Source organism: Mycobacterium noviomagense, from assembly GCF_010731635.1.
Classification (GTDB): domain Bacteria; phylum Actinomycetota; class Actinomycetes; order Mycobacteriales; family Mycobacteriaceae; genus Mycobacterium; species Mycobacterium noviomagense.
Window position 1 is genome coordinate 4645192 of the sequence record NZ_AP022583.1, and the last position, 20357, is coordinate 4665548.

The 20357-nt window shown below is 65.1% G+C and carries 18 protein-coding genes and 2 pseudogenes; 12 read left to right on the top strand and 8 right to left on the bottom strand.

The features are described from left to right. The first annotated feature begins 171 nt into the window (after positions 1–171). On the top strand, positions 172–1410 hold the full coding sequence (locus tag G6N15_RS22030) for a GNAT family N-acetyltransferase (RefSeq protein ID WP_083088449.1): 1239 nt from the start codon (positions 172–174) through the stop codon (positions 1408–1410). Between the two features lie 14 nt (positions 1411–1424). Here G6N15_RS22030 and G6N15_RS22035 read toward each other — a convergent pair whose 3' ends face one another. Together G6N15_RS22035 and G6N15_RS22040 are read right to left on the bottom strand one after the other, a co-directional pair. Continuing rightward, the gene (locus G6N15_RS22035; RefSeq protein ID WP_083088448.1) at positions 1425–3017 is read right to left on the bottom strand and encodes a phytoene desaturase family protein; all 1593 of its coding nucleotides are present in this window, start codon (positions 3015–3017) and stop codon (positions 1425–1427) included. Continuing rightward, complete coding sequence (locus G6N15_RS22040) at positions 3014–3481, bottom strand: SRPBCC family protein (RefSeq protein ID WP_083088447.1); 468 nt, start codon at positions 3479–3481, stop codon at positions 3014–3016. Before G6N15_RS22040 ends, G6N15_RS22035 begins: the two co-directional genes overlap by 4 nt. Before the next feature lie 205 nt (positions 3482–3686). Between G6N15_RS22040 and G6N15_RS22045 the strand changes: the two genes are divergently transcribed. Then, positions 3687–4025 carry an aminopeptidase gene (locus G6N15_RS22045; protein ID WP_083088446.1) on the top strand — a complete coding sequence of 113 codons (339 nt, stop codon included), beginning with the start codon at positions 3687–3689 and terminating at the stop codon, positions 4023–4025. Between the two features lie 6 nt (positions 4026–4031). Here the strand turns inward: G6N15_RS22045 and G6N15_RS22050 are convergent, their stop codons facing one another. Next, on the bottom strand, positions 4032–5807 hold the full coding sequence (locus G6N15_RS22050; protein WP_083088445.1) for an SDR family oxidoreductase: 1776 nt from the start codon (positions 5805–5807) through the stop codon (positions 4032–4034). A 213-nt stretch (positions 5808–6020) separates the two neighbouring features. Between G6N15_RS22050 and sucB the strand changes: the two genes are divergently transcribed. The 5 genes from sucB to G6N15_RS22075 are packed head-to-tail and all read left to right on the top strand — an operon-like array spanning position 6021 to position 11166. Then, complete coding sequence (sucB, locus tag G6N15_RS22055) at positions 6021–7802, top strand: 2-oxoglutarate dehydrogenase, E2 component, dihydrolipoamide succinyltransferase (RefSeq protein ID WP_083088444.1); 1782 nt, start codon at positions 6021–6023, stop codon at positions 7800–7802. A gap of 18 nt (positions 7803–7820) precedes the next feature. Further along, positions 7821–8732, top strand: coding sequence for a TIGR01777 family oxidoreductase (locus G6N15_RS22060; protein ID WP_083088443.1), 912 nt, complete (start codon positions 7821–7823; stop codon positions 8730–8732). Positions 8733–8755: 23 nt separating this feature from the next. Further along, entirely contained in the window at positions 8756–9451 is a 696-nt protein-coding gene (lipB, locus tag G6N15_RS22065) for a lipoyl(octanoyl) transferase LipB (RefSeq protein WP_083088442.1), read from the top strand. Next, on the top strand, positions 9448–10386 hold the full coding sequence (lipA, locus tag G6N15_RS22070; RefSeq protein ID WP_083088441.1) for a lipoyl synthase: 939 nt from the start codon (positions 9448–9450) through the stop codon (positions 10384–10386). Before lipB ends, lipA begins: the two co-directional genes overlap by 4 nt. Positions 10387–10413: 27 nt before the next feature. After that, positions 10414–11166, top strand: a complete 753-nt coding sequence (locus G6N15_RS22075; RefSeq protein WP_083088440.1) for a DUF4191 domain-containing protein — start codon at positions 10414–10416, stop codon at positions 11164–11166. Between the two features lie 9 nt (positions 11167–11175). Here G6N15_RS22075 and G6N15_RS22080 read toward each other — a convergent pair whose 3' ends face one another. Then, positions 11176–11643 (bottom strand): RDD family protein, encoded by a 468-nt coding sequence (locus G6N15_RS22080; RefSeq protein ID WP_083088439.1) that lies wholly within the window; start codon positions 11641–11643, stop codon positions 11176–11178. A 196-nt stretch (positions 11644–11839) separates the two neighbouring features. Here G6N15_RS22080 and glnA point away from each other — a divergent pair, with 196 nt between their 5' ends. From glnA to G6N15_RS22105, 5 genes and pseudogenes are all read left to right on the top strand, one after another. Further along, on the top strand, positions 11840–13276 hold the full coding sequence (glnA, locus tag G6N15_RS22085; RefSeq protein WP_083088457.1) for a type I glutamate--ammonia ligase: 1437 nt from the start codon (positions 11840–11842) through the stop codon (positions 13274–13276). A gap of 80 nt (positions 13277–13356) precedes the next feature. Continuing rightward, a pseudogene (locus G6N15_RS22090) lies at positions 13357–13668 on the top strand (type II toxin-antitoxin system TacA family antitoxin); the annotation flags it as partial. Further along, positions 13665–14171 (top strand): annotated as a pseudogene (locus G6N15_RS22095) (GNAT family N-acetyltransferase); the annotation flags it as partial. The pseudogenes G6N15_RS22090 and G6N15_RS22095, both read left to right, overlap by 4 nt. An 841-nt stretch (positions 14172–15012) precedes the next feature. Further along, the gene (locus G6N15_RS23640) at positions 15013–15660 is read left to right on the top strand and encodes a DoxX family protein (protein ID WP_083088437.1); all 648 of its coding nucleotides are present in this window, start codon (positions 15013–15015) and stop codon (positions 15658–15660) included. A 303-nt stretch (positions 15661–15963) separates the two neighbouring features. Then, entirely contained in the window at positions 15964–16278 is a 315-nt protein-coding gene (locus G6N15_RS22105) for a hypothetical protein (RefSeq protein WP_083088436.1), read from the top strand. A 46-nt stretch (positions 16279–16324) separates the two neighbouring features. Here G6N15_RS22105 and G6N15_RS22110 read toward each other — a convergent pair whose 3' ends face one another. The 4 genes from G6N15_RS22110 to G6N15_RS22125 form a co-directional block, all read right to left on the bottom strand. Beyond that, positions 16325–17383, bottom strand: a complete 1059-nt coding sequence (locus G6N15_RS22110; protein WP_083088435.1) for a YihY/virulence factor BrkB family protein — start codon at positions 17381–17383, stop codon at positions 16325–16327. Between the two features lie 84 nt (positions 17384–17467). Further along, on the bottom strand, positions 17468–18247 hold the full coding sequence (gene mddA / locus G6N15_RS22115; RefSeq protein WP_083088434.1) for a methanethiol S-methyltransferase: 780 nt from the start codon (positions 18245–18247) through the stop codon (positions 17468–17470). Between the two features lie 97 nt (positions 18248–18344). After that, on the bottom strand, positions 18345–19937 hold the full coding sequence (locus G6N15_RS22120) for an HD domain-containing phosphohydrolase (protein ID WP_083088433.1): 1593 nt from the start codon (positions 19935–19937) through the stop codon (positions 18345–18347). Positions 19938–20011: 74 nt separating this feature from the next. Then, positions 20012–20254 carry a hypothetical protein gene (locus tag G6N15_RS22125; protein ID WP_179961761.1) on the bottom strand — a complete coding sequence of 81 codons (243 nt, stop codon included), beginning with the start codon at positions 20252–20254 and terminating at the stop codon, positions 20012–20014. Between the last annotated feature and the right edge of the window lie 103 nt (positions 20255–20357).

Consider the following 20357-nt stretch of genomic DNA (forward strand, 5'->3'; position numbering starts at 1 on the left):
ACCACGCTACACATCGGCGCTTCCCAGTGACCTGCGTGGTTGCGGCGGTCATTCGGTGGGTAGGCTCGGCGAGGCGGCACTCTCGGCAACCTTCGAAAACCCCTCGAAAACAGCTCAGCGGATCTGGTTGGCGGAGCGGCGGTTCGGCTGGGCTACACCTGATTGGACGCGATGAATACGACGGACGACTCCATCAGCATTAGGTACGCAACAGATGACGACCTGCAGGCGGTCTATGAAAATCAGGCCCGCGTGTACGGGGTTACGGTGGAGCCGGGCGACATTGAGGCTTGGAAACGCCGGATCCAGCCCAACGACATTCTGGTCGCCGAGGATGTCTCCAATCCGGAGGATCCGTGTCTGGTCGGGACCTCCCTTTACTACAGGTTGCGGCTGACCGTGCCGGGCGGCGCCAGTCTTGACGCCTCCTGGCTGGCCATGATCGCCGTCGCGGCAACGCATCAGGGAAGAGGAATCTGGCAGCGGATCAGTCTCCAGGGCTTCGGAATACTCCAGGAGCGTGGCTATCCCATCCTGTGTGGTGTTCCGACGCAGCCAACGGTGTACGAGATCTTGGGCGCAGGCGTGGCCACCTATGCGCGCACGTACAACATTGAGCCACGCTTCACGGAGCTACGCGCTAAGCCCAGCCGGAATCAGGCGCGTGAGGTCCACGCTTCTGTGGCGGGTCGCTACCTACCGGAAATCTACGATCGGTGGTGCGCCATAACGCCTGGGGCACTGAGCCGAGACAGCGGCTGGTGGGCCGATTTTCTGGAAGACAGAGTGACGCAACGGGATAACGGGTCGTCGCTGAATTTCATTGTCCATCCGGACGGGTTCCTGACATACCGGGTGACCGGCGCGTCACCACACGCGTTTCGACGGCCGTTTGGCTCAGTGGTGGTTCAAGACTTCTGCCCTGTCACCGACGAAGCACATACCGAACTGCTTGCGACGCTGGTGGGTATGAAGATGTTCGACAACATAGCGATCGAGGTTCCGATCGACGATCCGCTTCCGCTCAAACTCAAGGATCAGCTTGCTGCCCCAACCGCAGCGCTGAGCGATTTCCTCTGGATGCGGATCATGAATGTGCCTGACGCGCTTGGCGCACGCGCATACTCCGCTGACGCCGACGTCGTATTGGACGTGACAGACCCGCTCAGCGTCGCGGGAGGACGATTCCTGCTGCAGACGCGCGACGGCGTTGGGAAATGCACGCCGCATGACGGGCCCGCGGACATCAAGCTCGGCCTCGGCGAGCTGGCAACGATCTACATGGGCGCGCATCGAGCGTACGAACTTCACCGAGCGAACCGCATCACAGAGTTGCGTAGCGGTGCGATACGCAATCTGGATGCCGCCTTCGCTACCGAACGGGTACCGTACTGCGGCACGCTGTTCTGATACCGGCAACATACTTACTTCGTCAGCAGCGAGAGCACACCGCGGGTCAGCTTGCGCCGCGGCCAGCCGGTCCAGCCGGCGGCCGCCAACGCTGCGTTGGCGGCGTTGCGCCCGCACGCGCCGTGTACCGAGCCTCCCGGTGTCGCTGACGCGCTGCCGAGATACAGCCCCTCGACAGGTGTTTCGGCCCGGCCCATTCCCGGCGCGGGGCGAAAGACCAACATCTGCTGCAGTTGAGCGGTTCCGCCGTTGAGCGCACCGAGGTGCAGATTCGCGTCACTGGCTTCCAAATCCGACGGGCGTTGCACGAACCGGTCGATCACATGCGACCCGAAACCGGGCGCATGTTCCTCGATGACGTGGTCCACCGCTTTGGCGAGCCGTTCGGCTGAGTCGTCGTCGGCGACGTTGCGCGGCAGATGTGTGTAGGCCCAAACACTTTCGGTGCCAGCCGGTGACCGGCTCGGGTCGGCTGTGGTGGTCTGACCCAACAGCATGAAGGGGTGTTCAGGCACGACCCGGGTATTCAAATCGGCCATCCAACGCACTAGCCCGTCCGCGTCGGCGCCGAGATGGATCGTGCCGACATCGGCCAAACCCATAGCGCGCCAAGGAATCTTGCTGTCAAGCGCATAGTTGACCTTTACCACGGGCGGGTCCCAGACGAAATGCTCGAGCTCATCACGCAGACCAACCGGAACGGCATCGGCTGGCAGCATGTCGCAAAACAGCCGCGGTGCGGTGACGTCGGCCACCACCGCACGTCGAGCCCGCACGGTTCGTCCGCCGTCGGTGGTCACCCCGACTGCGCGGCCATTTTGCACCTGGATCGTCGCGACGTTCTGGTTGCACTCGATCTGTGCGCCCACCGAGCGAGCCCGGTTGACCAGTGCTGCGGTCAGCTGACCTGAACCGCCGACGGGAACAGGCCATCCGACGTCTTGGCCGAGCATCGTCATCAGGAAACCAAACACACCGCTGCCGGGCGCCTCGGCCGGTACGTCGGCGTGCATCGCGTTGCCCAGCAATAGCAATCGCGGTGCCTCACCGTCGAATAGTTGCTCCACCATGGTGTTGGCCGGCTGCACCAACAGGTGAGCCAGCCGAACCGCATCCGCTGTGCCGAGTTTGAGCAGCAGCCGAATAGTCGGAAATACCGGCGGAAAAGGCGACAGGATTGCGTCCAGCAGTGGCGATTTGATCTTTTCCCACAACGTGACTATCCGCCACCAGTTTTCGCCGTCAGCTGGTTCCCTGCGCTCGAATTCTGTTGCGGTGCGGGCCGGGTCAGGGTAGAGGATGGGCGGGTCGTCGTCGGCTGCGCTGGCGGGATGGCCGACGACCGCGGGCGCGCGCGACCACTGCAGCCCGTGGTCCTCGAGGTGCAGCGCGGCCATCGCCGAAGATGCCGCCGTCATGGGATAGAAGGAGCTGAACAAGTCGGTGACGTACCCCGGTGTCAGTTCGGCGCTGCGCACCGCGCCGCCGGGCTCGGGCTGAGCTTCCAAGACCAGCACGTCCCAACCGGCGTCGGCCAGCATCGCGGCGGCGACCAGCCCGTTGTGTCCGGCGCCGATGACAACCGCGTCGACGGCTTCCGCGGTCATCCCTCCACCTGGCTCGGCTCAAGACGTTCGGCTAGGGCAGTCAGCCGCAGGATGCACTCGCGGTTGCGGGGATGGATGGCCACCAGTGTCAGCTGGTCGGGGATGAAGCGGATCGGTCCTTCGGCCGGCACCTCGATCATCTCGACCCGGCAGCCTTTCGGCGTCTCGTGCAGGCGCATCGTGATCCGCGCGGCGCCGAACGGCCCGAGCCCCGCGCGCAGCACCAATTCACGCAGTGGCTCACAACTTTCGACCTCGGTCTGATCGTTGATCACCAGTGGCCACACCCCGATCGAGTGCCGGATGACAGAACCCGGCTCAGGCCAGTTCGAGTCGACGGCACGAGTCCGGCTGTTTCCGACCACCCATTGGGTGTACGTCCACCCGTTGGCCAGTACGTCCCAGACTTGCTGGCATGAGGCGCGCACATCCCGCGTCGCAGACAGCTCTCGTGTGGCAGTCATCGGCAAGGTCCTTTCGCATCGGGGCTGATTCCTGCGGGTACCCAAGGCCGCCGACGACAATGCGTCACACCCGGGTCAAACCTGCATTGACGCAGGTCGCCGATCCTGCGGCCGCCGCTCAGCGCGGTATCGCGCGAAAAGCCGCTTCCCGGCCGATCGCATTGGCTAACCTCGCACTACTCGACATCGTGGGAAGGCGTCAAGCGTGACTATGCGGCGGTTGATCTTGTTGGTGGGCGCGGTGCTGCTGGTGGCCGGCGTCATCGGCCTGTTGTTGCCGGTGTCGATATCGGACGACAATGGCGGATCCATCGGATGTGGCAACGCAGTAGCGTCCAACCTTCAGGAAGCGAAGGACAAGACTCCGCCGGACATACCGATCGTCAGTCAGCTTGTCCCCCACCGCAATTACGTCGCCGAATGCAATTCCTCGCTCGGCAGCAGGCGCGCGTGGTCGATCCCGCTGACGGTGATCGGCGTCATTACTGTGGTCGGCGCTCTGTTCGTCCGACGGCCCGGCGGAGCGGTAGCCGGGGAGGTTTGACCCCGGCTACACCAAGCGCCGTCGCGCGGTGCTGCGCAGCACTTGCGGCGCGATCCGGGACAGGCCGTAGAGCAGGTAAGCCTCCGGGGCGACCGGCCGGATCTCTTTCTGCTTGTCGACGGCGGACATGATCGCGTTAGCGACCTTTTCCGGACCGTAATGCCGCACCGAAAACAATCTCTCCAGCTGTTGCCGGCGGCCTTCGACCTGCTCGCCTTCCCGCGGCGGCGCATCCAACCGGGTGGTGTGCACGATGTTGGTGTCGATGATGCCCGGGCAGATGGTGGTCAGCCCCACACCCGCCGCGTCGAGCTCGGCTCGCAGGCAATCGGAGAACATGTAGACCGCAGCCTTGGACGTGCAGTAGGCGCTCAACGACCGCGACGGCGCGAACGCGGCCATCGAGGACACGTTGACGATGTGCCCGCCGGTGCCGCGCTCGACCAGCCGCCGGCCGAACGCGCGGCAACCGTTGACCACCCCGCCGAAGTTGACCTCGAGCACCCGGTCGAACCGCTCGGGCGGCGTGTCCAGAAACTCACCGGCCTGCCCGATGCCGGCGTTGTTGACGACGATGTCGGGCACGCCGTGCTCCGCACAGAGTTGGTCGGCGAATGCCTCGACGGCCTCAGCGTCGGCCACGTCGAGCAGGTAGGGGTGCGCGACGCCGCCGGCTGCGGCTATCTGCGCGGCGGTGTCCTTGGCCGCGGCTTCGTCGATGTCGCTGACTACCACCTCGGCGCCCTCCTGCGCGAATGCCAGCGCGGTCGCGCGGCCGATGCCGCTGCCGGCGCCGGTCACCGCGACCAGCATGTCGCCGAATCGGTCTCGAGTTCGGCCCACCTCGGCGCGCCGCAGCGCGCGGCTCGCCGGTTTGCCTTCGCTGAAGTCAGCGAACTCGTGCACCGATGCCGCCACAACCTGCGGATGTGATATCGGCGACCAGTGGCCGGCCTTGATGTCGCGGCGCCATAGCCGCGGAACCCAACGGGCGGTGGCGTCGTAGCCGTAGGGGCGCACGTATGGGTCTTCGGTGTTGACGATGAGCTGTACGGGGACGTCGACATAGTGGTCCCGTCGTGCGCCTGCAAAGGATCGAAAGTAGTTGGCGCGGTACGTCTTCACCGAATACGCAGCGTCTCTGGCGATGCTCGCCGAGTGGTGGATCTGCTCACGGGGAATACCCCTGACCAACGCGCGCTGGATTGCCTTGCTGGACAACGCAAGCCGGATCAGCAGCGGCGCAAGCACCGGTATCGAGAAGAACGCCATGTAGCCCAGCCGCAGCGCCTGGCTGAGTGCCCGCACGAAGGTTCGTGGGCGGTAGGGCCGTCGCAGGCCGCTGAAGATGTAGTCGACGAGGTGGTGCTGGCTGGGTCCGGAAATCGAGGTAAACGAGGCGACCCGCTCGCGCGCCCCGGGGCGGCCCAGGTATTCCCACACGCCTACCGACCCCCAGTCGTGGGCCACCGCATGCACCGGCTGGTCGGGGCTACAGGAGTCGACGACGGCCGCGAAGTCGTCGGCGAACCGCGCCATCGTGTACGCCGAAACCGGCTTGGGCACCGACGATGCGCCGACGCCGCGGTTGTCGTAACGGATCACGCCGAACCGCTCGGCGAGCTGCGGAACGACGCCGTCCCACAGCACATGGGAGTCGGGCCAGCCGTGGACCAGCACCACGGTCGGGCCGTCGGGGTTGCCCTCTTCGTAGACGGCGATGCGAGCACCGTCGGCGCTGTCGACGAAGCGCTGCGCGGCTTGTTGTTGTGCTGCTGGCATGGGGACCTCCGCTCACAGGTAGCAAGCACCTTGGTCCGCGGCGCGCAACGATGTCAAGCCGCGGCAACAGCCGCCCCGCCCTGGTTGTCTGCCGGCAGCTTCGCAGTGACAGGATGGTTTCGAATCAGTTGGGTGCCGCCCCGGTAAACGACGGTGTGGTAAGCCAGAGGTCGACCCACGCCGACCGCCCGATCGATCGAGGAGTCAACAGAGATGGCCTTCTCAGTCCAGATGCCGGCTCTCGGTGAGAGCGTCACCGAGGGGACGGTCACCCGCTGGCTCAAGCAGGAAGGCGACACGGTCGAACTCGACGAGCCTCTTCTGGAGGTGTCCACCGACAAGGTCGACACTGAGATCCCGTCTCCGGCCGCCGGTGTGCTGACCAAGATCATCGCCCAGGAGGACGACACCGTCGAGGTCGGCGGCGAGCTGGCGATCATCGGCGACAGCGCCGAAGGCGACGGTGGCCAGCCCTCAGCTGAGGCGCCGGCGCAAGCCGCCCAGGAAACAGCAGCCGAGCCCGAGGCCCAGCCCGAACCCGAACCCGAGGCACAGCCGGCCCCTGCCAGCGAAGACGGTCAAGCTGGCGGCGACGGAGCTGCCACGCCGGTGTTGATGCCCGAGCTCGGCGAGTCGGTCACCGAAGGCACGGTGACCCGCTGGCTGAAGAAGGTCGGCGACTCGGTGGAGGTCGACGAGCCGCTGGTGGAGGTCTCCACCGACAAGGTCGACACCGAGATTCCCTCGCCGGTCGCCGGGACGCTGCTCAGCATCACCGCTGAGGAAGACACCACGGTGTCGGTCGGCGGCGAGCTGGCCAAGATCGGCACCGGCGCCGCCGCGCCGGCAGGCGAGCCGCCGGCCCCGCCCGCACCAAAACCTGAACCAAAGCCTGAACCGACACCGCAGCCGAAGCCGGAACCGGAACCGCAGCCGACGCCGGCACCCCGGCCGGAGCCGGCGGCCAAACCCGCACCCGAGCCGACGCCGATCGCACAACCCGAACCCGCAGCCAAGCCTGAGCCCCAGCCCGAAGCCCGGCCCGCGCCGTCGCCCGCCGCGGGCGCAACGCCGTACGTCACTCCCCTGGTGCGAAAACTGGCCGCCGACAACGGCATCGACCTGGCGCAAGTGAAAGGCACCGGCGTGGGCGGGCGTATCCGCAAACAGGATGTACTGGCTGCCGTCGAACAAAGAGAAGAAGCCAAGAAGGCGCCCGCAGCAGCCGCACAAGCCCCCGCCGCGCCCGCCCCGGCACCCGCGCTGGCGCATTTGCGCGGCACCACGCAAAAGGCCAGCCGCATCCGCCAGATCACCGCCGCGAAGACCCGCGAATCCCTGCTTGCCACAGCGCAACTCACGCAGACCCATGAGGTCGACATGACCAAGATCGTGGCGTTGCGGGCGCGGGCCAAAGCCGCTTTCGCCGAGCGCGAAGGCGTCAACCTGACATTCCTGCCGTTCATCGCACGGGCGGTGATCGACGCGCTCAAGATCCACCCCAACATCAACGCCAGCTACAACGAGGAAACCAAGGAGATCACCTACTACGACGCCGAACACCTTGGGTTCGCCGTCGACACCGAGCAAGGACTGCTGTCGCCGGTGATCCACAACGCCGGCGACTTGTCGCTGGCCGGGCTGGCGCGCGCCATCGCCGACATCGCCGCTCGTGCGCGGTCGGGGAACCTCAAACCCGACGAGCTGTCCGGCGGCACCTTCACGATCACCAACATCGGCAGCCAAGGCGCTCTGCACGACACGCCGATCCTGGTGCCGCCGCAGGCCGCCATGCTGGGCACCGGGGCCATCGTCAAGCGCCCGCGGGTGGTGGTCGACGAGAACGGCAACGAGTCGATCGGGATCCGCTCAATCTGCTATCTGCCGATGACCTACGACCACCGGCTCATCGACGGCGCTGACGCCGGACGTTTCCTGACCACGATCAAGCATCGGCTCGAAGAAGGAGCCTTCGAGGCCGACCTCGGGCTGTAGGAAGGGCTTGAAGAGACTGTGGCCAACGTCGTCATAGCAATCGCGGGCTCCTCCGGCCTGATCGGCTCCGCTTTGGTGGCTGCATTGCGCGCGGCTGACCACCGGGTGGTGCGCATCGTGCGCCGCACCCCGGCGAATAGCGGTGAGTTGCACTGGAATCCGGAGAGCGGCGAATTCGACGCGACTGCGTTGAGTGGAGTCGACGCCGTTGTCAACCTGTGCGGCATCAACATCGGGCAGCGCCGCTGGTCCGGTGCGTTCAAACAGAACCTCCGCGATAGCCGCATCACACCTACCGAGGTGCTGTCCGCCGCTGTCGCCGAGGCCGGTGTCGGTGTACTGGTCAATGCCAGCGCCGTCGGCTATTACGGCAACACGAAAGACCGTGTCGTCGACGAAACCGCCTCAGCCGGAAAGGGTTTCCTTGCCCAGCTGTGCCAAGACTGGGAAGCCGCCACGGCGCCCGCCCAACACAGCGGCGCCCGCGTCGTGCTGGCCCGCACCGGGCTTGTGCTGGCCCCGTCGGGAGGAGCGCTGGGGCGCCTGCGGCCCTTGTTCTCGGTGGGCCTGGGCGCCCGGTTGGGCAGCGGCCGCCAGTACATGTCCTGGATCAGCCTCGAAGACGAGGTACGGGCGCTGCAATTCGTGATATCGCATGACGTGCTGGCTGGACCGGTGAACTTGACGGGCCCTGCTCCGGTCACCAACGCCGAATTCACCGCGGCGCTGGGCCGGGCGGTGCACCGGCCCACCCCGTTGGTGTTGCCGGGGTTCGCGGTGCGTGCCGCGCTTGGCGAGTTCGCCGAGGAAGGTCTGCTCTGCGGCCAGCGTGCGATTCCGGCCGCACTCGAGCGCGCCGGTTTCCGGTTCAACCACAACACAATCGGCGAGGCACTCAACTACGCCACCGCGCGGCCCGACGTGGCCTAGTGGCGCCGGGTAGCCTCGGCGCTGTGAGCTCTATCCGGTCCAGCCTGGATCCCATCGACGTCCGCCAGCTCGGCGCCGTCGATTACCGCGCGGCCTGGCAGCTGCAACGCGAAGTGGCCGACGCCCGGGCCGACGGCGGCACCGACACCCTGCTGCTGCTGGAACACCCGTCGGTTTACACCGCGGGTCGGCGCACACTGCCGCACGAGCGACCTGTTGACGGCACGCCGGTCGTCGACACCGATCGTGGCGGCAAGATCACCTGGCACGGCCCGGGGCAACTCGTGGGCTATCCGATCATCGGGCTGGCCCAGCCGCTCGACGTGGTGAATTACGTTCGGCGGCTTGAAGAATCGCTGATCAAGGTGTGCTCCGACCTTGGCCTGTCGGTAGGCCGCGTCGACGGCCGTTCGGGAGTGTGGTTGCCGGCCGGCGGTGGCCGGCCAGCGCGCAAGGTCGCCGCCATCGGTGTGCGCGTGTCACGGGCGACGACGCTGCACGGCTTCGCGCTCAACTGCGACTGTGATCTGAATGCGTTCACCCGGATCGTGCCGTGCGGCATCAGCGATGCCGGGGTGACGTCGATAACGGCTGAACTGGGCCGCCGGGTCGGTATTGACGACGTGCGATCTGCGGTCGCCGAAGCGGTGTGTGACGCGCTGGACGGTGTGCTGGCGGTGCGCGACCACACCCCCGCGCGCGTAGCATCGCCGTTGTGACCGTTGCCCCCGAAGGCAGAAAGCTGCTGCGCCTGGAGGTCCGCAACGCCCAGACCCCGATCGAACGCAAACCACCGTGGATCAAGACCCGCGCGCGGATGGGGCCGCACTACACCGAGCTGAAGGGCCTGGTCCGGCGTGAACGCCTGCACACTGTGTGCGAGGAGGCCGGCTGCCCCAACATCTACGAATGCTGGGAGGACCGCGAGGCCACCTTCTTGATCGGCGGTGACCAGTGCACCCGTCGCTGCGACTTCTGCCAGATCGACACCGGCAAGCCCGCGCCGCTGGACCGCGACGAGCCACGCCGGGTGGCCGAGAGTGTGCAGGCGATGGGATTGCGGTATTCCACCGTCACCGGTGTGGCCCGCGACGACCTGCCCGACGGCGGGGCGTGGCTGTATGCCGAGACGGTGCGCGCCATCAAGCAGCTCAACCCGTCCACCGGTGTCGAGCTGCTGATACCCGATTTCAACGGAGACCCGGACCGCCTCGAGCAGGTCTTTGCCGCGCGCCCAGAAGTGTTGGCGCACAACGTCGAAACGGTCCCGCGGATTTTCAGACGGATCCGGCCGGCGTTTACCTACCAGCGCAGCCTCGACGTGCTCACCGGCGCCCGCGATTACGGCTTGGTCACCAAGAGCAACCTGATCCTCGGTTTAGGGGAAACGCCTGAAGAGGTGCGGGCCGCGCTGAAAGATCTCTACGACGCTGGCTGCGACATCGTCACCATCACCCAATATCTGCGTCCGTCGCTGCGCCACCACCCGGTGCAGCGCTGGGTCAGGCCTGAGGAGTTCGTGGAGTACGCCGGGTATGCCGAACAGCTGGGGTTCGCCGGCGTTCTGGCAGGGCCATTGGTGCGCTCGTCGTATCGGGCCGGCCGCCTCTATGAGCAGGCCATCCAGCGGCGGCAGGCCGCAGCACCGCGCTGAACCGCGTTTTCCGTATCCTTGGCGATTATGGCGAAATCGCGCAATGCAGCGGCGACGAAGGCCGCCAAAGCAGAAGCCAAGGCCGCCCGCAAGGCCGCCGCCAAGGAGCGGCGCACTCAGCTGTGGCAGGCGTTCACGATTCAGCGCCAAGAAGACAAGCGGCTGCTGCCGTACATGATCAGCGCCTTCGTGTTGATCGTCGGTGCGTCCGTAGCGGCCGGTGTGGCGGCCGGCGGATTCGCCATGGTGATGATGATCGTGCTCGGTGTGGTGCTGGGCGCACTGGTGGCGTTCATCATCTTCGGCCGACGCGCGCAGCGGTCGGTGTACCGCAAGGCCGAAGGGCAAGCCGGCGCGGCGGCATGGGTGCTGGAAAATCTGCGTGGTAAATGGCGCGTCACTCCTGGTGTGGCCGCGACCGGCCACTTCGACGCCGTGCACCGGGTGATCGGCCGGCCCGGTGTCATCCTGGTCGGAGAAGGGTCGTCGGGCCGCCTCAAGCCGCTGCTTGCCCAGGAGAAGAAGCGCACCGCGCGACTGGTCGGCGACGTGCCGATCTATGACATCGTCGTCGGCAACGGCGAGGGTGAAGTTCCCCTGGCCAAACTGGAACGTCACCTCGCCCGACTGCCGGCCAATATCACCGCCAAGCAGTTGGACTCACTGGAGTCGCGGCTGAGTGCGCTCGGGTCGCGTGCCGGCGCGGCCGCGATGCCGAAGGGACCCATGCCCACCGCCGGCAAGCTGCGCAGTGTGCAGCGCACCGTGCGTCGGCGCTAGCCCGGGCTCCTACCGCCGCACTACAGCGGTGCCGGTCACCCGGTCGTGCAGACCGCGACCGTCGGTGTCGACGAACAACGCCGGGACGACCAGCGCGATGAGTACGCCGCGAACTACGGCGCGACCAAGCCCGACATGCTTTCGCCCCTGCAGGGTTATTACCCCGAGCCCCAGCGCGAGCTGTCCTGGGGTGAACCCGAACAGCCGCACGGCTATCACCCCGATGACGAACCAAATCACCAGGACCGCGGTCGACAGCGACGCCGGCGTCACCCAGCCCAACGTCATCGCGAGCGCGGCCAAGCCGTAGGCGATCAGCCAGTCAATCAGCAGTGCTGCCAACCGGCGCCCCATGCGCGCCAATGAACCGGGCCCGCTCTCGGCCAGCCCGAGCGCCTCGCCGGGATAAGTCGATGGCCGGCCTGATTCGGGCTGGTGTGGCGGGCCAGAAAGCCACGATGCGATCGCGCGGGCCATGGGCCCCACAATACGGCGGAGCCGGCCTGGTAAAAGTTACCAATGACCGGGGCGCGTAACGTCAGCGCAACATAGGGTTGACCCTTGGGCAACATGGCGTCCATAGCGTTCGGTCGGGCCATCGTCACGGCCAGTAAAGGAGAGCTCTTCAATGACCGCAATAGACTCGAAGCCCACAATGAAGGAGAGCGCTTCGGTGTCCGAGAAGACGGCCGACGACATCATCAAGCTCATCAAGGATGAGAAGGTCGAGTTCGTCGACGTCCGGTTCTGCGACCTGCCCGGGATCATGCAGCACTTCACGATTCCGGCTTCGGGGTGCGACGAGAGCGTTTTCACCGACGGGCTGGCCTTCGACGGTTCGTCGATCCGCGGCTTCCAGTCGATCCACGAGTCGGACATGTATCTGCTGCCCGACCCCGACACCGCGATCATCGACCCGTTCCGCGAGGCCAAGACGCTGAACCTGAACTTCTTCGTGCACGACCCGTTCACCCGGGAGCCGTACTCGCGCGACCCGCGCAACGTGGCCCGCAAGGCGGAGAACTATCTGATCAGCACCGGCATCGCCGACACCGCCTACTTCGGCCCGGAGGCCGAGTTCTACATCTTCGACTCGGTGGCCTTCGACTCGCGGATCAACGGTTCGTTCTACGAGGTCGACGCCATCTCCGGCTGGTGGAACACCGGCGCGGCGACCGAGGCCGACGGCAGCCCCAACCGCGGCTACAAGGTCCGCCCCAAGGGCGGCTACTTCCCGGTGGCGCCCAACGACCAGTACGTCGACCTGCGCGACAAGATGCTGACCAACTTGATCAACGCCGGGTTCACGCTGGAAAAGGGCCACCACGAGGTGGGCAGCGGCGGCCAGGCCGAGATCAACTACCAGTTCAACACGCTGCTGCACGCGGCCGACCAATTGCAGCTGTACAAGTACATCATCAAGAACACGGCGTGGCAGCACGGCAAGACGGTCACCTTCATGCCCAAGCCGCTGTTCGGCGACAACGGCTCCGGCATGCACGTCCACCAGTCGTTGTGGAAGGAAGGCGACCCGCTGTTCTACGACGAAGTGGGTTATGCCGGGCTGTCCGACACCGCCCGCCACTACATCGGCGGCATCTTGCACCACGCGCCGTCGCTGCTGGCGTTCACCAACCCGACCGTGAACTCCTACAAGCGGCTGGTGCCCGGCTACGAGGCCCCGATCAACCTGGTGTACAGCCAGCGCAACCGGTCGGCGTGTGTGCGCATCCCGATCACCGGCACCAACCCGAAGGCCAAGCGGCTGGAGTTCCGCTGCCCCGACTCGTCGGGCAACCCCTACTTGGCGTTCTCGGCCATGCTGATGGCCGGCCTGGACGGGATCAAGAAGAAGATCGAGCCGCAGTCACCGGTCGACAAGGACCTCTATGAGCTGCCGCCGGAAGAGGCCGCCAACATTCCGCAGGCGCCGACGTCGTTGGCCGCGGTGATCGACCGGCTTGAGGCCGACCACGAATACCTTACGGAGGGCGGGGTTTTCACGTCAGACCTGATCGAGACGTGGATCACCTTCAAGCGTGAGAACGAGATCGAGCCGGTCAACATCCGGCCGCATCCGTACGAATTCGCGCTCTACTTCGACGTGTAGGCGAGCCAATCGAGCCAATCGCCTTACCTCTGGCTAGGCCACGAACGCGGCTCCGAGGTACGCAAGGGTGACGGCGAGGGTTGATTTGTACGCCTATTAGGCGCACACTCGGATGCATGGCTATCAAAACTGAGCGTCTTGCAGCGCGCCTGACCCCTGAGCAGGACGCGCTGATTCGTCGTGCCGCCGAGGTCGAAGGAACCGATCTCACCAATTTCACAGTCACGGCAGCGCTCGCGCATGCCCGCGACGTGTTGGCCGACCGCCGGCTGTTCATGCTCGACGACGCGGCATGGACGCAATTCACTTCGATGCTGGACCGGCCCGTCTCACACAAGCCTCGGCTGGAAAAACTGTTTTCCGAGCCGACTATCTTTCACGGTGATGCGTGAGCGCCGCGGCCGGGTACTACAGCACCCCACGGCCGATCACCGACGCCGACGACGTCGCTACATTCGACAGCGGCGAACCGAGCTTGGACGAATATCTGCGTAAGCGGGCGTTGGCCAATCACGTCCAGGGGGCATCGCGTTGTTTCGTTACGTGCCGGGATGGTCACGTGGTCGGCTTTTACGCCCTTGCGTCGGCGGCCATCGATCGTAACTCGGCGCCGGGTCCGGTACGCCGCAATATGCCTGACCCTGTGCCTGTGATCTTGTTGTCGCGGCTGGCGGTTGACCGTAAAGAGCAGGGGAACGGTTTGGGCAGCCATCTGCTCCGTGATGCGATCGCGCGAAGTGTCCAGGTGGCCGAACATGTCGGCGTGCGGGCGATACTCGTGCACGCATTGCACGAGGAGGCTCGCGGATTTTACGCTCACTTCGACTTCGAGAGTTCCCCGACTGATCCGCTGCACCTGATGCTGTCGATGAAGGACGCCCGCGCTCTCATTGGCGGTCCTTCGGCAGCTCGGCGCGCACAGCGCGAAGTCTACAAGCTGGCCGAAGCCAAAGCACGATTGGCCAAAGCCCGTCTCCGAGTCGAAGCCCTGGATCAGGCGGTAGCCGCCGGTACGGTAGGCGAAGATCGCCACCTGTGGGGCGGCGCTGGTTTGGTTGTCGCTACAACGATGCCCGAACCCACTTACCACGAAGCCAAATATGTTGTCACTCCGCACGCGGCAAGCTTGTCGTGGCTGGTGCGTGCACTTTGGGCTGCTTGCCGACCGCTGTTCGATTCGATGACGAAAGTCGAGTTCTTCGGTCGGCTTGGCAATGCCGCTCTCCGATACCAGCAACGCGCTGGTGATGGCGAGAACGCACGCGACTTGCTGGGGGCGGTTGTTCACGAGGCATTCGAAGTAGTGAGCGATATCGAGCACGGCCGCTTCATCGCTTTGCCCGTCGCACTAGCTGGGGAGGTTCACGACGACCAGCTCGCTGACTCCGAGCACGACGACGCACTCAGTGGTGCCGATATCGAGCAGTGGTTCCAAGACGGCTGATTCGAGTGAACACCGCTGACCCGGTGGCCAGTAACGTACTGCGGCGCAATCGCGTCACTGAGTCGACGCCTTGAACGTAGTGCCAATTAAGTGACTGTCAGGCAGCTGGTGACACTTGAGATGACGCCCGGCGCGCCGAGTACGCGGCAGACCTGGCCATCCCATGCTGAGCCCATATCGCCGACGCTTGACCAGCGTGTTGAATTCCGCCAATACAGCTAGCATTTTCAACACCCTGCACGAATCGCGCTGTACTTCGACGTGTAAGAACGTGTAGCCGTATCGTCGTCGCATGACGACGCGCAACATGGAAGCCCGGCTCGGGACGTACTCGCCGGTGGCCCTGACGGTTTTCCGCGTGGTGGTGGGACTGCTGTTTCTCTGCCACGGCTTGCAGAAGTTGATCGGCTGGCCGGTGGGGCCGACTGTCCCGGTCGGCGACTGGCCGTTCTATTACGCGGGCTGGATCGAGACGGTCACCGGTGCGCTCGTCGCGCTCGGGCTCTTCACCCGGGTCGCGGCTTTCTTCGCCTCCGGGGAGATGGCGGTCGCCTACTTCACCCAGCACTTCCCGCACGGCTTTTGGCCGATTCAAAATCAGGGAGAGCTTGCGGTGCTGTACTGCTTCGCGTTCCTGCTGCTGTTCTTCATCGGTGGTGGCGTGTACGCGTTGGACAGCCGGCGACGCGCCGTGGGCGCAGGCTGGAGTGGCAGACGTGCCGGGGCACCCTGGAACCGCCGGCGGCGCGCGCTAGCCGATACCGGACCTGCTGCCACGGATGCCAGCTGGCAGGGTACGCGTCGGGGCGGGTTCTGGAACCGCTTGCGGGGCCCGCGTGCGGACACCCGGCCAGCCGACAGCGGTGCCGGTTGGCAGGGCACGCGTGCGGGCGGTTTCTGGAACCGCTGGCGGCGGAATCGTCAGATCCGCGGACGTTGACGCTTTTCGCGACTCCCTTGGTTCCCAACCGGATTGGTCGCTTCAGGACTGACTGGTACTGGGGTGCGGCGTCTACACCGAACGGTTCGCTGACAAATACTCTGCAGTGAAGTGAAGACACGCAATGTCATCGCCGGTGCGACTGGGCTCCTTATCGCGACGGCAACTTTGTTCAGTGCCGGGCTCGCAGCAGGTTCGCATTTCGACCGACGCGAAGGCGCGCCGATCGCTCACCACAACACGAGACGTGACTTTATGTTCGAGGTTATCGGGGTAAGGACACCTAATCAGGGCGGGCATACGGTGAACTTGTACTTTCATTACCGGTACAACGACGGCATCGCCGACGACCAGATACCCGACTACACGAAACTACGCCGCCAAGCGCTCGACTACCTCGACACTGCCGACGTGTCGAGGAACCCGTACTGGGAAGTCCTCAACCACCACCTGTGCATCCAGCTGAAGAACAACTTTCCGCTGCAAGGGATATCCTGCGTGATGCAAGTCGTCGGCGTCGAAAACTCGGGGCCACATGACGAGCCGGGCTACCGATCCAGCATCGAGACCATTGGCGACATCGAACCACTGGTTATTGCGGGTCCGGCCGGACGGTAGAAAGCTGCGCCCCGGCCAATGCGATCCGCATTGGCCTGCTGCCTCATCATGATTCATCGTTGCGACCGCGCGACTGTCGCAGCCGTTTGGCACGCTGCAATGCGCGCTCGTATTTGTCCCGCTTCTTATCGCTCACACGAGTGTCTCGCGGAGGCAACTGTAAATCGCGTTCGGCCGGCATGCCTGCCTGTAATTCACGCCCACGTTCAAGTTCGGAATCCAGTTCCGCGCCGAACAGCAGCGCCAAATTGGTGATCCACAACCAGAGCAAAAACACGATGACTCCGGCCAGCGTGCCATACGTCTTGTTGTACTTACCGAAATTGCTGACATAGACACCAAATAGCAAGGATGCCAGGATCCACACCACGATCGCCACCGAAGCGCCCACGCTGATCCAGCGAAACTTCGGCTGGCGCACGTTGGGCGTCGCGTGATAGAGGATGGCGACGGCGAGGATGACAAGGATCAAGATCACTGGCCAGCGAGCGATGTTCCAGACCAGCAGCGCCGCATGCCCGGCACCGATGGCATCGCCGATCGCTTTAGCCACCGGGCCGCTCACGGCCAGCATGAACGCCACCGCCCCGGCCATGATGAGGCCAGCCAGCGTGAGGAATAGCTGAAGCGGCCGCAGCTTCCAGAACGGTCGGCCTTCGGGAATCTCATAGATGCGGTTCATCGCGCGCCCGAACGCGCCAATATATCCGGATGCCGACCACAGCCCGGCGATTACGCCCGCGATAAGTGCGAATCCAGTGGACGGTGAATCCACCACCTGCTGGACAGGGCTACGCAATGTGTCGACGACCGAGGGGGGCCCAAGCTCGCCAACGATCTGCAGGACGGTGTCAGTGGTGCGCTTGCCCTGGCCAAGCACCCCTAGCAGCGAGACCATTACCACCAGCGCGGGAAACATCGACAACACCGCGTAATACGTCAGTGCTGCGGCCTGATCGGTGCATTGATCATGGGTGAACTCGCGAGCGGTTGTGCGGAGCACATATAGCACCGACGGTCGGGTCAGGTCGGTCGGGGACTCCGGCTTGATCGGATCATTCGGATCCGGGACAACCTCATCCGCCTGCCGGTCGCTGGCGGCCATGGATAGTTCGATACCCGCACGGCAACCAGCGGAAACCGCTTCGACTGGGCGGCCGGAACACCAGGGGTCGGCGTGACGAACCGGCTATTGCATTTGGGTCGACATGCCGCTGCCGGCGGATGTCGAGTGCCGGCGCGGCACCGGTAACAGCATCGGCACCTGTGTGCGGTAGTCGCGGTACTGCGGCCCGAGCGCGGCCACCAGATCCCGCTCTTCCAGCTGCACGGCGATCAGGATGTATCCGGTGGTGGCGACCGCGAAGAGCAGGTGCCCGGCCGTCATCGTCGGCGCCGCCCAGAAGGCGATGATGAAACCGAGCATCAACGGGTGACGGACAACTCGGTATAGCAACGGAGCGCGGAACTGGATGTCGCTGAGCGGTTTTCCACGCCAGAACGAATACACCTGCCGCAGTCCGAACAAATCGACGTGGCTGATCATGAACGTCGACGCGAGGACGATCGCCCACCCGATCCAGAACAGCACCCACACTGCCAGCCGGCCCGCCTGTGACGTGACATGCCAGATCTCGGTCGGCATAGTTCGCCACTGCCAGTACAGCAGGAACAGCACCAAACTCGACAGCAGCACATAGGTGCTTCGCTCCAGGGGCTGCGGCACGATCCGCGTCCACCACCGTTTGAACGCCGGCCGTGCCATGACACTGTGCTGGACAGCGAACAGGCCGAGCAACAGAAGGTTCACTACGACGGCTTGGCCAGTGGGAGCAGCGATGGCGCGATCGACGGTGCGCGGGACCACGATGTCGCCGACGAACCCGATGGCATACAGAAATGACACGACGAATATCAGGTAGCTCGCCGCGCCATAACAGACCGCCGATATCCGGTTGATCTTCGTCATGCCGCTGACCTCCTCGCCCGGCCGAAACCACTCATTCGAACGTTGGTCATGACCTGATGGTTCACCGCTCTTTGCCTCTACGCATGAGGCGTTTGCCTCAATTTCTCTCCGGTATCGACGGCGCGACGAGCCCGTGCTGCATCGCGTACAGGCTGGCGCCGATGCGGTTCGACACCCCGATCTTGGCGTAAACCCGCTCGACATGGTTGCGAGCGGTCTTCTCGCTGATCACGAGAGCCGCCGCGATTTCCTTGTTCGACGCCCCCCGGGCCACCAAGCGGAGCACCTCAGCCTCTCGGCCGGTCAACCCGTCCGGGCGCCGATGGGGTCGCTCAGTGCGACGGCCGGCTGCATGTAAGACGGCGTCGACCGCGACCGGATCCAGGGCGCCGGTTTGGACATCTTGGCGCAGGCGGCGTTCCGCCGATTCCGCTGACAGCTCAGCACGGTACGGCCGTGGTTCACACGCGGACTGATAGCGCACCGCGGCGGCCAGCAGGCGGTCCGGGAGACTCAGAGCGGCCCCGGTCAGACCGCGCGGATATCCCGAACCGTCCACGTGCTCATGGTGATTGCCGGCCAGCTGGGCGACACGCTCCAAGCCGCGGACCCGACTGAGAATCCGCACGGTGAGGTAGGGGTGCAGGCGCACTCGCTCGAATTCGCTTGCGGTCAACTGACGCGGCGCCGACCAAATCTGGTTCGACACCCCGATGCGGCCCAGGTCATGGACGTATCCGGCGCGGCGAGTCAATGCCACCGCATCGGCATCCAGGTCGACGACCGACGCCGCGTCTGCGGCTAGCCGTGCCACCGCTTGCGAATGACCAAGAGTGAACGGGCATTTCAGGTCGACAAAGTCGCCAAGTGCGACGAGGAGAGCATCCAGCGACTGCGCGTCGAGCCGGTGGTGGCGGTCAGGTGATTCCCGCAACGCGACCGCCCAGACATCGCCGGTGGGTGGGCCTGCCAAGATGCCCCCGGGCTGTGCGAGGAATGCGTCGACGATGTGTGGGTCGAACTGGCCGCCTCTACGGTTGCGGGCCATCGCCACCGCACCGTCGATACCGTAAGCGCGCTGGTGAATCTCGGCCATGTCGGCGAGCTGGGCGATCCGCATCGGGAGCGGAATGTCTTCGCCGCGAGCGCCGTTGGGCAGCCCTCCCCCGTCGTAGCGTTCGAAGGCGAATGCCAGCGCACCCTGCACATCCGGGCCCAAGCCGATGCGCTGCGCCAGCAGCGTCGCGGATGCACAGTGCGATCGGACCAGACGGGCCAGGTGGCCGCGCGCGTTGGCGAACAGTGCCGCCATAACAGTCAGCCTGCGCATCAGCGGCTCACCGCGGGCCACATTGCTGAGCAAGAACCGCAGGTAAGGCAAGCCCGCCCAGTCAACCAGCGCGGAATCGCGGCGCACCGCAATGTCGTCGCCGAACCATCGCGCGTATTCGTGGGAGTCGGCGTGACAACCGATCCACATCACCAGGTTCGTGTAGTAGGTGCAGTCACGCTGATCCCGGGTGAGTCCTAGCCGATCGGCGATCCTCGTGCCGATCAGCGCTGCGCGAAGCATGTGCTCGCTGGGTTGGCCGAGGCCCAGATCGATCGCTACCGATAGCGCGGCGAGCACCTCAGCGCGACTCGGCAGCTCCGACCGGCGCGGGTCTGCATGGCCTGCCTCGCATGCCATCCATTGATTCTGCCGCGCGTGCAGCGAATCGGGAGCTAACCCGTCGGAATCGTCGGCAGCTTCTCCCGACGAAGCTACGGCGTCGCAGGGCTGCGACGAGGTGATCTGCCCACGCGGTAGCCGGCGGGAAAAGACATCTCGATCACTCGAAGCTGGTGGTTGGCTTTCGACTCGAGCTCGAGGACGATGCAGCTGTCGCTGACGGCCTTGGACTCGAGAACTGTGTAGTGGTGACCGCCACCGTTGACGTCGGTGATCGGGTCACCTGAGCGCAATGCCTCGACGGGCACCAGTTCGGGGGTTGGATGTGGCTCCACGGGCGCAACGTTAGGCCAACCAAGCCAGCGACGGGATGCTTTCACCGACGCGGCTTACGAAAGGCGACGTCGCGAACATCGTCTGCGGTGAGAGAACCGTATG

Excerpts from the sequence above, each read along its gene's own strand:
- sucB (WP_083088444.1), top strand. The coding sequence starts at position 6,021 with ATGGCCTTCTCAGTCCAGATGCCGGCTCTCGGTGAGAGCGTCACCGAG.
- G6N15_RS22080 (WP_083088439.1), bottom strand. The coding sequence starts at position 11,643 with ATGGCCCGCGCGATCGCATCGTGGCTTTCTGGCCCGCCACACCAGCCC.
- G6N15_RS22035 (WP_083088448.1), bottom strand. The coding sequence starts at position 3,017 with ATGACCGCGGAAGCCGTCGACGCGGTTGTCATCGGCGCCGGACACAAC.
- G6N15_RS22050 (WP_083088445.1), bottom strand. The coding sequence starts at position 5,807 with ATGCCAGCAGCACAACAACAAGCCGCGCAGCGCTTCGTCGACAGCGCC.
- mddA (WP_083088434.1), bottom strand. The coding sequence starts at position 18,247 with ATGACGAAGATCAACCGGATATCGGCGGTCTGTTATGGCGCGGCGAGC.
- G6N15_RS23640 (WP_083088437.1), top strand. The coding sequence starts at position 15,013 with ATGACGACGCGCAACATGGAAGCCCGGCTCGGGACGTACTCGCCGGTG.
- G6N15_RS22075 (WP_083088440.1), top strand. The coding sequence starts at position 10,414 with ATGGCGAAATCGCGCAATGCAGCGGCGACGAAGGCCGCCAAAGCAGAA.
- G6N15_RS22030 (WP_083088449.1), top strand. The coding sequence starts at position 172 with ATGAATACGACGGACGACTCCATCAGCATTAGGTACGCAACAGATGAC.
- G6N15_RS22110 (WP_083088435.1), bottom strand. The coding sequence starts at position 17,383 with ATGGCCGCCAGCGACCGGCAGGCGGATGAGGTTGTCCCGGATCCGAAT.
- G6N15_RS22120 (WP_083088433.1), bottom strand. The coding sequence starts at position 19,937 with ATGGCATGCGAGGCAGGCCATGCAGACCCGCGCCGGTCGGAGCTGCCG.
- G6N15_RS22040 (WP_083088447.1), bottom strand. The coding sequence starts at position 3,481 with ATGACTGCCACACGAGAGCTGTCTGCGACGCGGGATGTGCGCGCCTCA.